The sequence below is a fragment of the Limosilactobacillus panis genome (assembly GCF_019797825.1).
Taxonomy (GTDB): domain Bacteria; phylum Bacillota; class Bacilli; order Lactobacillales; family Lactobacillaceae; genus Limosilactobacillus; species Limosilactobacillus panis_A.
On sequence record NZ_CP081855.1, the window covers coordinates 1,541,176 to 1,555,864 of the forward strand.

Consider the following 14,689-nt stretch of genomic DNA (forward strand, 5'->3'; position numbering starts at 1 on the left):
TATGCAATTATTTTCGCTAAAATATTCATTTATGATACAAAGTAGCGCGATTATTCAGCTTTTGTGCGTATAAAGATGCATTCACATGGTTTGCATATTTATCGGTGCAAAATGACAATTTAGGCAGATTAGGTAACATAATAATGAGAATTGATAATATTTGCTTAATTATTATAAGCAAATTTATTGAATAACTTTATTTTGTTAAGTGAGTAATAGCGTTTAAAACAAGGTTTAAAATACAAAAACCCCAGCCAACAGCTGAGGTTGAAATCATTACTTAAATTGTTCGGCAACTTCCCGGGCAATCTTGCCGTAGTGGTCTAGGTACTTGGCGTAGTTGTCGTCATAGATGTACTTAGCATCCGCTTCGGGGTCTTGAGAAGTCAGAATCTTTGGTCCCTTGTCGGTAACGACTAAGGTGTGTTCGTATTGGCAGCTCCAACCACCATCGGCCGTCTTAGCTAACCAGCCACTTGGGTCACTGGTGTCGGCTTCCCAGGTCCCGGTATTAATCATTGGTTCAACAGTGATGGTCATGCCCTTCTTCAGGCGCAAGCCTTGACCGTGTTCCCCGTAGTGCGGAACCATGGGATCTTCGTGCATCGTTGGTTGGATACCGTGCCCGACAAACTCCCGGACATCACCATAACCATTTTCGTCTTCGGTGTAGTGTTGGATAACGGCGCCAATGTCCCCAATCCGGTTGCCGGGAACACACTGGTCAATTCCCATGAAGAGCGCTTTCTTGGTAACATCCATCAGCTTCTTGATTTCTGGCTTTACTTCGCCCACTGCGTAAGACCAGCAAGAGTCACTAAAGAAGCCATCCACGCTGACCACGGTATCGACCTTAACCAAATCCCCCTTCTTCAACATAAGGTTTTTGCGGGGGAAACCGTGGCAAATTTCGTCGTTAACACTGACACAGGTAGCGTACTTGTATCCTTCAAAGCCAATTTGTTCGGCCTTGGCACCGGCAGCCTTGAAGTACTTGCGGGCAAATTCTTCAATCTTCCAGCTGGAAATTCCGGGCTTAATAAACTCGCGAATTCCGAGGTGCATGCCGGCAAGGGCCGCACCAGATTTTTCCATCGCTTCAATTTCACGTGGCGATTTTAATGTAATCATTCTCGGATCTCCTTTTTGACATTCTATCGTTATTAGTATACCACTTGTCACCGCTAAAACACCCAAACCATGCTATACTAAAAAAGATCAATAATTTGGAGGCATATATAATGAAAGCACTCGTAATTTACGCAACCATCACTGGTAACAACAAGGATGTCGCCGACCTGATCGCCGAATCCTTGGAAGACGACCACGACGTCGATGTTGAAACCACCGAAATCTCCTTAGCCGACCCGGCGGACTTCGAAGACGTCGATATCTGTGTTGTCTGCCCTTACACCTACGACGAAGGGGCCCTGCCTGACGAGGGGATGGACTTTTTCGATGACCTGCAAGAAGAAGAACTGGACGGTAAGGTTTACGGTGTTGCCGGCTCCGGGGACACCTTCTACGGTGACGACTTCTGCAAGGCGGTTGACGAATTCGGCAAAGTCTTCGACGGCACTGGGGCAACTAAGGGTAGCGAAAACGTCCACATCAACCTGGCCCCCGACAGTGAAGACGTCAAGAAGCTGGACAAATTCACGGCGGAACTTGTTAAAAAGGCGGAAGAACTGAATGCTTAAAGAACTGTGGGACAAGTACAAGTCAATCGTCGCCTACCTCTTCTGGGGTGTGGTGACGACGATTGTCAACCTGGCCACCTTCCAGATTCTCAGTTCCGGGATTCATTGGAATTACGAAGTTGCCACAGTCATCGCCTGGTTTGTGTCTGTTTTGGTTGCCTACTTCACCAATAAGGTCTGGGTATTTGGTTCCCACTACACCACTGTCAGCGACTTTATCGCTGAGATTTTCCGCTTTTTCTTTTACCGGGCCCTGACTTTAGTCATCGACATCGTTATTACCTTTGTTGGAATCTCCGGGCTCGGTTTTAAGGACCCACTTGGCCAGTTCATCGTCAAGGTCATCGACAACGTCATCGTTATTGTCGCTAACTATATCTTCTCGAAGTGGCTCATCTTTAACAATAATAAGAAAATTGAAAACAAGTAACCTGCAAAGTAAACAAGGCCCAAGCCCGGGGTATTCTCCCCTGCTTGAGCCTTACTTCTATTTCTGAGCTAGATAATTCTGAATAATCTGTAAGATTTTTTCACTGGCGTGCCCATTGCCAAAGGGATTATCCGCTTCCGCCATACGCTTGTACTTCCGGTGGTTATTGAGCAGTTCAAAGACCGCCTGCTGGATGCTGGTCGGGTCCGTTCCAACAACCTTAACGGCCCCCACATCAACCGCCTCCTGCCGCTCCGTCTTTTCCCGCAGGAGTAGGACCGGGGTGTGCAAGGCGGGTGCTTCTTCCTGGATGCTTCCCGAATCGGTAATGATCAACGTTCCCCGGGCCGCCAGCCGCAGGAAGGTCGAGTGATTCAGCGGCTTGGTCAGGTGGATCCGGGCATGCTTACCGAGGACCTCTTCGGCCATCGCCACGACCTCCGGATCCGGAAAGACCGGGTAGATTAGTTCAACGTTGGGATTGGTCTCCACAATATCACGCACCGTGTGAAAAACCTGACGCATCGGTTCACCAAAGTATTCGGGGCGCTCCATCGTCAGAATGATTAAGTGGTGGTCCGTTGGAATCTCCGGAAACAAGGCTGACATGTTATCGTCACCAGCCAAGGTCTGCTTTACCATGTCGATTACCGTGTTCCCGGTCACGTAAATCTGTTTAGCCGGATGGTGTTCCAACAGGAGGTTATCACGGGCGTGGGTTGTCGGCGCAAAGTAAAGGTCGGCTAAGTCGTCAGTCAACCGTCGATGCATCTCGTCCGGAAACGGTAACCGCTTATCATGGGTCCGCAGTCCCGCTTCAATATGGCCAATTGGTAGGCGGTGATAGAAGCCCACCAGGCTGGCAGCTAAGCTGGTGGATGCATCCCCGACTACCAAGAGCATATCTGGCTGGCCAGCATTGACGACGTTATTCAGATTGTGCAACAGGAAGCTCAGTCCCTCAACCGGGTCGGCCGTTTGGTTGGCCTCCCGGGCCAGATCAAAGTCTGACTTGATCTTCAGGTAGTCCAACGTCTGTTGGAGAACCTCCTGCTGGCTTTGCTGCATGGTCGTTACCACCAGCGGTTGCCAGGTATCCAAATCAGTCCGCACCAACTTGATTACCGGTGCCAATTTTAATGCTTCAGCCCGGGTTCCGAAGAGGAACATGATTCGATACGGTGGTTGCACTTAGCTCGCTCCTTTCGATAAAATTCATTATTATTGTACACCTAATATTTCCGTAAAATAAAAGCAACCCGGGAACTCCTTCGCCAGGCTGCTAATTAAAATGATGATCCCATCCGGGCTTGAACCGGAATCGACCGCTTAGGAGGCGGATGCACTATCCAATTATGCTATGGGACCAAGCAAAGAATATTATCGCATTTACCTCGGTGAAGGTAAAGCAATAATGTCCTTTTTTATTTTAAATTTTGGCGACGGTGCTTCAGACGAATGCCCTTATTTTTGCGGTTCTTTTTGTGGCGGTGCTTCTTGGGCTTGGAAAAGCCTGCAAAAGTCTTATCCACCGACTTCTTCAACCGCGGCTCACCCGTCAGTTGCTTCTTCTGCAGGCGGTGGTCAGCCTTCTTGACGTAGGGAACCACCCGCTCACCAGCAACCGGCTTTTGGTCGGTCAGGTGGTCTTCGCTAATGTAGAAGTGCTTAATGTCCACGTCGAGGTCCTTGACAAGTTTACGCAGGTCACGGATATCATGATCATCTCCGAGGTTAATGACCATGCCCCGTTCACCCTGCCGGCCGGTCCGTCCTGCCCGGTGAACGTAGGTATTGGTTGCAGTTGGCAAATCAAAGTTCACCACCCCGGGCAGCTTTGGAATGTCTAGCCCCCGGGCCGCCAGATCGGTGGTTAAGAGCAGCTTAATTTGGCGCTTACGGAACATTCGCATCGCCTTTTCCCGCTCGGTTTGCCGTTGGCGCCCACCGAGGATGCCGACATTAACGTGCTCGTGTTTTAACCGGCTGGCCGCGTAATGGAGTGTCCGGGTGCTGTTGAAGAAAACCAGGGCCCGGAAGTCCTTCATGCTGGCCAAACGCCGGAGGGTCGCCGTCTTCTGGACATTCGTCCGGGCGGCGAGATAGACGTGACGGACGGGACCCCGCGAATGGTCAGACTCACGAACATCGAAGGTCACGATGTCGCGACCAAACATCACATTCAACTGGTTGAGGACCGGTGACATGGTAGCTGAGAAGAAAGCCAGCTGGGTGGACAGCGGGGTCGCCCGCTCAATGTCCTCAACGACTGCTAAGGTATCATCTTGAAGGAGGTCATCCGCTTCGTCAATCACCATTGTCTGGAGGTGACCAAGCTTCAGGTGGTGGTTATCCAGCATGTGTAAAACCCGGCCGGGCGTTCCGACGACGACATCGGGATGCTTGTGTAGGTGCATCACCTGTCGACGGAGGTTCGCACCACCGGTCAAGGACTGGACCTTAACACCGATAATGGTCCCCCACTCCCGCATCACTCGGGCGGTCTGGAGGGCCAGTTCTTGTGATGGTGCGAGGACCAGAATCTGGGTGCCAGAGCCCGGCATCACCTTGGGTAAAAGCGGCAAAGTGAAGGCCAGGGTCTTACCGGAACCGGTCGGGGCAATCCCCAGGACTGATTTATCGGTCTGGAGAGCCTTTTCAACCGCCGACTGGATTGCCGTTGGTTGTTTGTACAGCTTATCAAAATGTTCCTTAAATTGTTCAATCAAACATTATCATCCTATTCTTGATCATTGTCTGCTGGAAATACCAAATTTGCTGACTGCCGGAGGGAGTACATGACGGAGTTAACCGTCCGGGCTAGATCCATCCAGTGCTGGTACTTCTTCATTTCGGCCGGATCATCCGGATTGGTGAAGAGGTCGGCAAAGTCATTCATTTCATCGGTCATGGAGTTTTCTTCAACCGGGACGTCCAGCGGGTGAGCATTCTTGTCGGCATCATAGTAAACAACCTTCTTGGTGTTGAAGATACTGTCAAAAACCAGGGTATCCTTTAGTCCATAAACTTCTGATGACAGGTGCGAATTGGCAGTCTTACCGAAGTTTAGGGTAACGGAGAACTTATCGTAGTCGAGGATCGCAACCCCCTTGGCGTCAACACCTGTCTTAGCGAGGGTTGGGTAGTATACGACCGTGCTTGGTTCGCCGAAGAGTGTCACCGCACCGTAGACGGCGTAGACTCCCAAGTCCATCAGCGCCCCACCGGCAAAGTCGAGAGTGAAGATATTTGGATATGGCTTATCACCAGCTAAGACCTTGTCGTAACGGGATGAGTACTTCATCACTGTAATTGTGGCTCCTTGGCAGTGATCTTGCTTCATCTCAGCAACCTTCTCAGCCGCCTTCTTATAAAGGGGCGTGTGGATGTGCCGCGCAGCTTCAACTAAGCGGGCCTTCGGGTGGGCAGCAAGGAGGGATTCAATGGCGCTAAATTCGTCAGGATTAGCAAACGATGGCTTTTCAACGATGATGAACTTATCGTTTTCAATGGCCTTACGAACTTGTGAGTAGTGCAGACTGTTTGGTGAAGCAACGTAGACCACATCAAAGTCTCCTTCACTAAAGAACTTGTCAAGGTCATCGTAGAATTCCGTGGCCCCATAAGGCTTGCCGTATTCCTTGGCCCGGTCCATCGTCCGTGAATAAACGGTCGTCAGCTTATACTTACCAGTAGTCTTAGCGGCATCTAACATTTGATCAGTAATAATGTGAGTTCCGATAATTCCTAACTTGAGCATAATGCAATTCTCTCCTTTAATATAAATACGATTGTTACAACTAATTTTACCAATTATTGCGGCTTTTTAACAGAATTGAAATCTTCCCATAACACAAATGTGTGTATAATAAGCATGGAAGTTAAATGACTTATCACATACTTAATTGAGGAGATCGATGGAATATGAAGAAAAAGGGAATGTTACTTTTCGGCGCGGGACTTATGGCTGGACTCAGCAGTACCTTCGGGTTCAGCCGCGCAAAGAAGAGTAGCACGACAACAGCGCTACCAATTTTTTACACTGGTACTTGGCAATATTATGACAAGGAACGTAATCGATTCCATAAAATCACCATTTCTCCTGAACTTAAATTGGGCATCGACAATCAGATAATTCCGGCCACTGTTCAACAAATTAAGAATGACAAATTAGTATTCCTTGATAAGTTTGGTTACCACATTACGATTCGAGCCAATGAACAACGGCCAGTTTCCCTTTCCGATGAAGCTGACGACCAGGTTTACACAATTCAACCAGTTCAATAATTATTGGAGCGCTGCAACACAGCGTTTTTTTATTTTAAAATTTATTTGTCATAGGTGCGGTGGTGGGGAGCCTGGTAGTCATTCATGAATTTAATAATCGTGCCCAGGTCATCCCCAAAGTACAGACTCTTCAGGTATTCCTTCTCTAAAAAGCCCGCCTTAGTCATCTCAACCAGCTGCTTTTTTAAATTATCGTAGTAACCACGGTAATTATAAAAGGCAACTGGTTTTTTATTATCACCAAGCGTTACCCAGGAGGCCGCCTGGCTGATTTCTTCCAGGGTCCCTACGCCGCCGGGAAAGGCCAGCATCCCATCCGCCAGGCTCATCATCTTTTCCTTGCGGATGTCCATGTTGGCAACGATCTGCCGGTCCGTGACCCCGTCTAAGGTCACGCCACGGTCGTATAGTTCTTGGGTAATCACGCTGTGGACCAGACCGCCATTCAGGAGGGTCCCCCGGGCAATTGCCCCCATCAGGCCATGACGGCCACCACCATAAACCAGGTCAATCTGGTGGGCTGCTAGCCACTCACCGAGCCTCTCCGCCTCAACCATGTAATGCTTATCCTTGCCTTCTAAGGCTCCACAGTAAACTGCTAGCTTGTTAATTGTCATCTGCTTTCCCCTCTTTGCTTAATTCTTGAAGTGTCGCCAACTGCTGTTTGATATCAGCTGCAGCGGTCTTAACAGCCATCTCTTCGACCGGGTACAACTTGAGCAGCAACAGGTTCCCCACACCCTGACGCCCAATTAGTGCCGGAAAACTTACGTAGGTCGAATACTGCGGCTGGAAAATGGCTACCGGCAAGCCTAACTGCTCATCGGTAAAGATGGCCCGGATAATCCGCCGGGCCCAGGCAACCGCTGCACTGGCGTTGTAACCCAGTCCCTTTAAGGTGTACCAACCACTGAGGTCAGCCTGAACCTTGAGCTGACTCTCGTCCAGCCGGTGACCATTGATGGATTCATCAATCCCCTGGCCGTTAACCCGGACGGTAGACCAGGCAAAACTTTGCCGACCGTTATGCTGACCATAGACGAAGCCGGTCACGTTGGCCACAGACAAGTGGGCAGCATGAGCAACCGCCCGGCGCATCCGGGCGGTATCCAGAACCGTTCCCAGGCCAATTACCTGCTTAGGCGGGAGGAGTAATTCCTCCTGGAGGAAGGCGGTGATGGATTCGTTCGGGTCAGTTAGGTTGAGGACGATTCCCTTAAAGCCACTCGCTTTGATTTTCGGGGCAATCTTTCTTACTGCCTGACCACTAGTAGTCAGCTCGGCCATCGGCTGTTCTCTAGCTAAGGCACTCTTACCGACCGCCACAACAACAACTTGAGCCCCACCAAGCGCCGCATAGTCCTGGATGGTGATTTTCGGATGATAGGCACTGGCGGTAGCCGCGTCTGCTAGGTCGGTTTGCACTGCTAGGGCACGGTCATCATCCTGGTCGATTAGGACCAACTCATCTGCTTCGCCAGTAACTACCTGTTCATTTGCCAGGAGGCGCCCCACGTGGCCTAATCCAATAATTCCAATTTTTCTCATACCTGCACCTCGCTAATTACAAAGGAGAGGCTGACGCTCTCTACGCCAACCTCTACTTATTTATTTTAAGACGCGTGGTGCTAGTGAAACTTTTCTAGACAATACTCCATATTAGATGCTAAAATTGCCACTTCTAACCGTTCTTGAAAGCCTGCTAAACTTCGCGCACGATTATTTTCGGCATTATAGTATTTTAATAACGAAAAGTCGGTCTCAATCGTTCGGCGAATTGCTTTTAGGATTCGTGAATTATGCTTCTTAGCGCCAGCCATGTTTTGACGAAATGGAGTCCAAAGCTCATAGCCATCACTAACTAGGTCGGTATGAAGCTGACGGCTAACATAGCCAACATCTGCTAATAAAAAGTGCTCAAGTGGCATAGTGTTTAAGATTAATTCTTCGGCGACCTTACTATCATGGACAGAAGCTTTAGTAACGATGTAGTTGAGCAAGTAACCATCACTACTAACAATCATGTGGACTTTAAACCCATAGTAATACTGTTTTTTCGTAGCGTTATAGCCAATATCAGTACTTCCCCGAAAAATCTTGGCTCGATAATTGCGAACTGGATGACAAACTGGTACTGGAAAGCTATCAATAATTAGGAATTGTCCATGTAAATCAACATCTTGGTTTAGCTTTCGCCTAATTAAACTGAGTAACGGTAGTAATTGGCGAGTGCGACGGTTGAAACGTGACCGAGAAATGGAGCTCACCAAGATCATACAAAAGCGTCGTTGCGATTCGATTCCTAACTGAGTTTGGCAAATCAGAAGGGCTATTAGGGTACTATCATCAACTTTAACTTGGTTGATGTTCGGTCGTTGAACGAGCTTTTTAGGTGCATAAAGCTTATACCAGCGATGGCAGGTACGGTTTAATTGAGCAAAATTAACTTGTAAATGATGGCAATAGTGGTTAGACTTAAGAAGGTTCAACATGATTAAGGCTCTTTTCTATTTAAGTTTTGTATCACTTAATAGTCTAACCATGTTGGGCTTTTTTTGTAAAATCAAACATACTAATGAGTACTAGCACCACGCGTATTTTAAGATATTTATTCTTGTGGTTCCTGCAGTTTCTGGGCCTCAGGAAAGGCGCTTAAAACGAATTCACGGGGGCCCTTACTAAAGTCGAGGGGTTCTTCCGCCTGGTACATTTCCTTATGGCCCCCAACATAGAGGGTAACCATATCCGGCTGCAATTCAAACTGAACCCCCAGCTCGATTGCCGCCCGCAACAGGCGTTGGACGTCATCCGAATAGTCCTTGCTGATGGCCTGGAGCGGGTGCTGGTAGTTGATATTGTTGGTGTACCGGTCATTGGCAATCTTCAAGCCGAAAGACAGAAGGTTACCATTTTCGATTCGATCAGCCAGTTGACCACTGATGGTCAGGGTCGGATCCTCCACCCGCCGCTTGACAAAGGTCAACGCCAGTTTGTACTCCCGCGGGGCATTGAACTCTTCCACAAAGGCCTGGAGCTCGTCAATCAGCTTGTTAGCGGCATCCTTCATCCAGCCGGTCTCATCCGTTGGCTTCTGTAGGGCAACCTCGTTATTAAGCTCACGCGCTTTGGTCAGACGTGTCGTCAAGTCATCCGGAAGGGGTGAGACAATGGCGTCCAACAAGAGGAGCTCCAAGAAGTTCAGGGTATCATCACTGATTCCCGTCCGGGAGAGCGGGTCGAGGTCAAAATTGCGGAATTCGAGATAGTCGATTCCGGCTGCCATTACTCCCCGCAAGTCGCGCATATTCTGATCATGATGACGTAGACGAACAGGCCCGAAGAATTCTTTGAGGCTGTAGAAGGTCCCGTTGTCGACGTACTCCTGCAGCTGGTCAACGTGCTCTTCTAGAGAGTTGTAGGTAATCCGTTCACTAGCTTTGTTATCGTCCCCGTACTCGCTGGCCCGAATACTCCGAACCGGAAGCTCAATGTTGTCCGGAAAGCTCTGCGGCATGTCCTCAGCAACCGGGCTGGCCCCATACAGGTAGGTGAACAGCCACTGGTAAAGATAATAGGCCTGGGCGAGTTTGAAGTAGAGGTGGTTACGGAAGTCAACTTCATTGCCGTACTCGTCAATATAAAAGCGCTGGTAGAGCGTTGATACAAGGTCGCTATCCAGACCAAAGTTGATATGGACATCGCCCATGATTTCCTTGGCAACCCCATATTTATTTCCCAGGTAATCATGGTTAGCCTGGGCCCATGGCTTGGTGTAGGCATCCTTTAAGTAGTCCATGTCGTGTTGGTAAACCGGCGCGGGGGCCATGCTAAGTGGCCACAGGCGCTCATCGCTGTGGAGCTGCTCGATCATAATCTGTTCCAGCATCTTCAAGTGAGTTACCGCATGCCGGCTTCCCACTACCGGTGGTGTCTCAAAGTCAATCATGTCATCGGTAAACCCTGAATTCAGGTAAATGTTGTATTGACGCGACCGTAGATTAGCCGGATATGGGTACCGACTGGCCCGGCCGTTCGTCAAGACACGATGCTTTTTAGCTTCTAAGCCGAACTGACAGGCAAACATTTTGGCGTTCAGTTCGGGCTCTTTCAAAGCTGACTTGATTTGGTCATATTTATCAGCCATCTAGCATCCTCCCAATCATAATATATCATTCTCACTCTAACACTTTTGGAACATAATGGACAATCTTTTTAGAGACAATGTTAATAAATTATTTTACTAGATGTCTGTATTAGTCTTTGAAAGTGCCGGCAAAGGATCCTACAAGTCCAGAATTTGCACGGGGTTTCCCCATTCCTTAACGAGCTTGAGGAGACGGTCGACGGGAATGACCACCGTTTTAGTGTTGTCGTTGGGGTGGCAGCCAATTGGTAGACCACTGTGAATAAGATTTCGGTCAAACACAAGAACGATATCATGGCTCTTATCATTAATTAGATTAAGCGGCGAAACCGCCCCACTTCGGATACCTAGGTACTTAGGTAAGTCATCACGTGAAACGAGTGACAGGCGACTAGTGTGGAGGGCCTTGCGTAAGGCGCGAAGGTCTAGCTGATGGTCATCGTGAAAGGTAACCAGGTAGAAGTGATGCTTGCCGTGTAAAAAGAGGTTCTTGGCGCGACCAAAGTGGCAATTGATGTAAATTTTATCTGCCGCTTCCGCAGTATAGACTGGGGGATGGTTAATCAGTTGGTAGTCAATATGGTGTTGGTTAAGCAGGTTAAGAACCTCTTCTGATGGATTATTCATGTTTGTTTTTCCTCAAACAAGTGTATGCAGTTAAGTAGTTTTATTATAGGTTAAGAAGCCACTAACCTAATGATTATTTCCCGGGAAATATGTGACGACTGCTGGTGGATGAACCGCGCGTAGAAAACTTTGGGCTGCGGGAGTTGGGTTGTTCGCAGCCTGCTGGATAAGGTAGCGGATGCGGGATGTAGCAATCCACTGGTCACCGACGAGGGTTTGGGCCATTCTAGGAGCAGCATCTTTGCCATAGCCCTTTCCAGGATGGACACGGTTGAGTTGCCAGCTTGGGTAGGTGATGATTTGGGCGGTGGGGACCCGACTATGCCAGCGGGCCTCGTAATGCCAGCCGGCCGCTACCCAGGTGTATTTGACCTGGACGTAGCCATTCTTGGTCTGGCGCTGGACGGCAGCATAGCGTGGAATCGGCCACGGAGCCAGGTTACGGGAACTAGATGCCGCGCCAAAAACATTTTTGAATGTCGACATGGGTCGCATCTTTGAACGGCACCCCCTCCGCTTCTAGCATGGGTCGTTGGTCAATCCAGCCAGGCACTAACCGACCGTTTGCAGTGACGACCCGGTGGCAGGGATGCTTACCGCACCCGCCAAATTTGCCCAGCGCCTTACCAACGAGGCGGGCGTTGCGCGGGCGGCAAATCATGCGGGCAATCTGGCCATAGGTTGTGACGCACCCGTACGGGATTAAGTCCACTGTGTTTAGGACGTCTTGGGTGAATTGTTTGTCTAGCTTGGTTGCCATGGGGCACCTCTTTTTTGTAACTATAATTCACGTTCTACTTCTATTAGATAAATACAGCTATAAGGTAAGACGTAAGTAATCAGGCATAAATATTTACATTCCACTTCTATTAGATAAATACTAAATGATTGCTTTTAACGTTAGAAGCATTAAGAGTATAGCATTTACATTCCACTTCTATTAGATAAATACGGGTTTTTGATTGCTTTCAAGTGGTGCATGACTACTTGAATTTACATTCCACTTCTATTAGATAAATACTGGTCATCTTAGTGACCATATCTTGGTAAGTTGTATTTACATTCCACTTCTATTAGATAAATACCCACAGGTTAGCCATTCCGGAGTAAGAGTAAAAGACATTTACATTCCACTTCTATTAGATAAATACACTTATCCCAAAAATTGTAGTAGCAAGCCTGTGGCATTTACATTCCACTTCTATTAGATAAATACGCCATTTATCCAAGACAGAGGCTACAACTTGCAAATGATTTACATTCCACTTCTATTAGATAAATACATTACCATTCTCATCTTTTACATAAAGTTTGACGTGATTTACATTCCACTTCTATTAGATAAATACATCGTTTGATTGAAGACTACGCTGTAAAGAACAATGAATTTACATTCCACTTCTATTAGATAAATACCATTCCGGACCAGGCCGGCAAGGAGATCAAAGAGATATTTACATTCCACTTCTATTAGATAAATACGAGCTAGATAAGATTACTTTTGCAAAAGATAACGAGATTTACATTCCACTTCTATTAGATAAATACTGCTTCGGTTGAAGCTGATGGTACGCCTCTTTAAATATTTACATTCCACTTCTATTAGATAAATACCATGCCGTCGTCAAATTCTTCTTCGCCCATTATGAAATTTACATTCCACTTCTATTAGATAAATACAGCACCAGTTTGAGGGGCCTTACCAGCGGACGACTTGATTTACATTCCACTTCTATTAGATAAATACGGCGACCCATACCAGGACGCGGCTAGTGTTTGCAATATTTACATTCCACTTCTATTAGATAAATACTAGTTAACTCTAATAGTTTGCCTATTCAAAATACGATATTTACATTCCACTTCTATTAGATAAATACTTATTGAAAACTTGATGTAAGAATTTATCCCATTCATTTACATTCCACTTCTATTAGATAAATACCTGAAACTTGAAAGTATGAAGACAGACTGATCCCTTGGTATCACAGGGCATATTTTAATTAATTTAACCATTTAGCTTGCTGTTAACAGCGAAACTAACCGTTTCGGCAAAAATGTGAAGAACTGATTCATCATCTGAATAATTTGGGCTCTTCTTGCATAAACTTCATGATTAATAATCGTTTTTAACGAATTTAGAAGCCATACCAGTGCTTGAGACAACTCAATATCTGGCATGGCTTCGTTCATTATAAAGAATAAATCCCCAATGGTGCGATCATCCTGATTTTGCCGTTCCTGCCAAGCTAATAGGTCATAAGTCATCATGACAATTGCTAAATGGCCACAAAGCCCGTCATAATTTTGAACTTGTGATTTGTCGAGCCGCAAGTATTGCTTGGCAACTTTAAAGTAATTCTCAATTTGCCATCTTCGGGCGTATAGTTGAATGATCGCTTGTGGCTGAAGGCCTAACTGAGTCGTTGCCAGTACTAGGTAGTCATCTTGACGGACCCGATTAGCCACAAATACCAAGCGAAGCTTGAATTTTTGGTTCCCGACGTGCGCTTCGACAAAGCAGCTGTATTGATAAGCTTGCTTGGGTTGATATTTTGAGGCCTGCAGTCGCTTGTATAATGCTTTAACTGAATATTGCCGTCCGCGATATTGATAGTAAATTTTGCTGGACCGTTTAAGCATGCCCACGCCGTTTAATCCCAACTTGGTTAATTCATAGAACATTTTTGGTGAGCTATACCAGCTATCAAATAACACATAGTCAGCCAGAACGCCATTTGCGAGGGCTTGCTTGACAAGTTGCAATGAAACGAGGTTCATTTTTTGCTGTGCTTGGCGACGTCTCCGGCCAGCAATTGTTCGTTGATCGGTTGTTTTAGCTGATTTTCCAAGGACGTTTTGTGGCTTCTTGGAAGACATTAATGCAAAGTTGATCGGTAAGAATGTATTGGCGTCACTCCAACCCAAAGTTAAAGCCCGGTATCCCTTAATATATAACTGTTTGTCATGGTCAAAGACTCGCGCTAGTAATTCGGTTTGGGTGGCGTACTCACGGGAAAAGAGTGTATCGTCAATGATCAATGCTAACCGCCGCCGGCGGTCAATAAACGGTCGTAAATGCTTGATTAAATGACTCCCAACTTGACAAATCAAGCGTTGCCAATTGATCCGGCCATCGTTCAAATTATTTCTGACGGTGCGACTGGTAAAGTTAGGTGTTTCATGGGCTCGATAAAGCGAGCGTCCCAGGAACTTTGTCGTGAGCAGCCATTCAATGACCTTCATCAAGCTGATTTCTGAATTCCGGCGATAATTCACCAACTTGGTGAGTTTAGATAGACCAATGAGGGAAGTAAATTGATGAACAATATTGTGAAGCTCGTTTTCTGTATTTTTTTGTCTTATAATATTCATGACGTAAGTCTCCTTTGTATCTTGGTTTTGGTCGACTAAAGTATACAACGCAGGAGAGCTTGCGTTTATTTTTTTGCCAAAAAAGCCAATAACCACACGCCTTTGGCGTGATTATTAGCTTTCAAG

15 protein-coding genes, 1 tRNA gene and 1 CRISPR repeat array are annotated in these 14,689 nt (G+C 47.0%); of the genes, 3 read left to right on the forward strand and 13 right to left on the reverse strand.

The annotated features are described in order from the left end of the window. Window positions 1–276 precede the first annotated feature (276 nt). Complete coding sequence (gene map, locus KZE55_RS07430) at window positions 277–1,131, reverse strand: type I methionyl aminopeptidase (protein WP_222257984.1); 855 nt, start codon at window positions 1,129–1,131, stop codon at window positions 277–279. 107 nt (window positions 1,132–1,238) lie between these two features. Here map and KZE55_RS07435 point away from each other — a divergent pair, with 107 nt between their 5' ends. Together KZE55_RS07435 and KZE55_RS07440 are read left to right on the forward strand one after the other, a co-directional pair. Continuing rightward, window positions 1,239–1,700: a flavodoxin gene (locus KZE55_RS07435; RefSeq protein ID WP_222259975.1), complete on the forward strand. Its 462-nt coding sequence runs from the start codon at window positions 1,239–1,241 to the stop codon at window positions 1,698–1,700. Further along, entirely contained in the window at window positions 1,693–2,130 is a 438-nt protein-coding gene (locus KZE55_RS07440) for a GtrA family protein (protein ID WP_222257985.1), read from the forward strand. The genes KZE55_RS07435 and KZE55_RS07440 overlap by 8 nt, the downstream gene beginning before the upstream one ends. A 57-nt stretch (window positions 2,131–2,187) precedes the next feature. Here the strand turns inward: KZE55_RS07440 and wecB are convergent, their stop codons facing one another. From wecB to KZE55_RS07460, 4 genes are all read right to left on the reverse strand, one after another. Then, window positions 2,188–3,321 carry a non-hydrolyzing UDP-N-acetylglucosamine 2-epimerase gene (gene wecB / locus KZE55_RS07445; protein ID WP_222257986.1) on the reverse strand — a complete coding sequence of 378 codons (1,134 nt, stop codon included), beginning with the start codon at window positions 3,319–3,321 and terminating at the stop codon, window positions 2,188–2,190. 104 nt (window positions 3,322–3,425) lie between these two features. Next, window positions 3,426–3,498, reverse strand: a tRNA-Arg gene (locus tag KZE55_RS07450). A 56-nt stretch (window positions 3,499–3,554) separates the two neighbouring features. Then, complete coding sequence (locus KZE55_RS07455) at window positions 3,555–4,859, reverse strand: DEAD/DEAH box helicase (protein WP_222257987.1); 1,305 nt, start codon at window positions 4,857–4,859, stop codon at window positions 3,555–3,557. A gap of 11 nt (window positions 4,860–4,870) precedes the next feature. Further along, complete coding sequence (locus KZE55_RS07460; protein ID WP_222257988.1) at window positions 4,871–5,890, reverse strand: Gfo/Idh/MocA family protein; 1,020 nt, start codon at window positions 5,888–5,890, stop codon at window positions 4,871–4,873. Between the two features lie 164 nt (window positions 5,891–6,054). On the opposite strand from KZE55_RS07460, the gene KZE55_RS07465 reads away from it, so the two are divergent. Next, window positions 6,055–6,417 (forward strand): DUF4828 domain-containing protein, encoded by a 363-nt coding sequence (locus KZE55_RS07465; protein ID WP_222257989.1) that lies wholly within the window; start codon window positions 6,055–6,057, stop codon window positions 6,415–6,417. Window positions 6,418–6,458: 41 nt separating this feature from the next. Here the strand turns inward: KZE55_RS07465 and KZE55_RS07470 are convergent, their stop codons facing one another. From KZE55_RS07470 to KZE55_RS07505, 8 genes are all read right to left on the reverse strand, one after another. Next, window positions 6,459–7,034: an LOG family protein gene (locus tag KZE55_RS07470; protein WP_222257990.1), complete on the reverse strand. Its 576-nt coding sequence runs from the start codon at window positions 7,032–7,034 to the stop codon at window positions 6,459–6,461. Next, entirely contained in the window at window positions 7,024–7,965 is a 942-nt protein-coding gene (locus tag KZE55_RS07475; RefSeq protein WP_222257991.1) for a lactate/malate family dehydrogenase, read from the reverse strand. Before KZE55_RS07475 ends, KZE55_RS07470 begins: the two co-directional genes overlap by 11 nt. A gap of 80 nt (window positions 7,966–8,045) precedes the next feature. Continuing rightward, entirely contained in the window at window positions 8,046–8,906 is an 861-nt protein-coding gene (locus tag KZE55_RS07480) for an IS982 family transposase (RefSeq protein WP_222259876.1), read from the reverse strand. Window positions 8,907–9,025: 119 nt separating this feature from the next. After that, entirely contained in the window at window positions 9,026–10,561 is a 1,536-nt protein-coding gene (locus KZE55_RS07485; RefSeq protein ID WP_222257992.1) for a glutamate--cysteine ligase, read from the reverse strand. Between the two features lie 138 nt (window positions 10,562–10,699). Next, window positions 10,700–11,188: a YbaK/EbsC family protein gene (locus tag KZE55_RS07490; RefSeq protein ID WP_222257993.1), complete on the reverse strand. Its 489-nt coding sequence runs from the start codon at window positions 11,186–11,188 to the stop codon at window positions 10,700–10,702. A 66-nt stretch (window positions 11,189–11,254) separates the two neighbouring features. Then, a complete protein-coding gene (locus KZE55_RS07495) occupies window positions 11,255–11,674 on the reverse strand; it encodes a hypothetical protein (RefSeq protein WP_222257994.1) in 420 nt (139 codons plus the stop codon). Further along, window positions 11,637–11,948, reverse strand: a complete 312-nt coding sequence (locus KZE55_RS07500; RefSeq protein WP_222257995.1) for an MGMT family protein — start codon at window positions 11,946–11,948, stop codon at window positions 11,637–11,639. Before KZE55_RS07500 ends, KZE55_RS07495 begins: the two co-directional genes overlap by 38 nt. A 25-nt stretch (window positions 11,949–11,973) precedes the next feature. Further along, a CRISPR array of direct repeats spans window positions 11,974–13,133; the repeat unit is 30 nt; unit sequence ATTTACATTCCACTTCTATTAGATAAATAC. Window positions 13,134–13,204: 71 nt separating this feature from the next. Next, the gene (locus KZE55_RS07505) at window positions 13,205–14,563 is read right to left on the reverse strand and encodes an IS4 family transposase (protein WP_222257996.1); all 1,359 of its coding nucleotides are present in this window, start codon (window positions 14,561–14,563) and stop codon (window positions 13,205–13,207) included. Window positions 14,564–14,689: the final 126 nt, after the last annotated feature.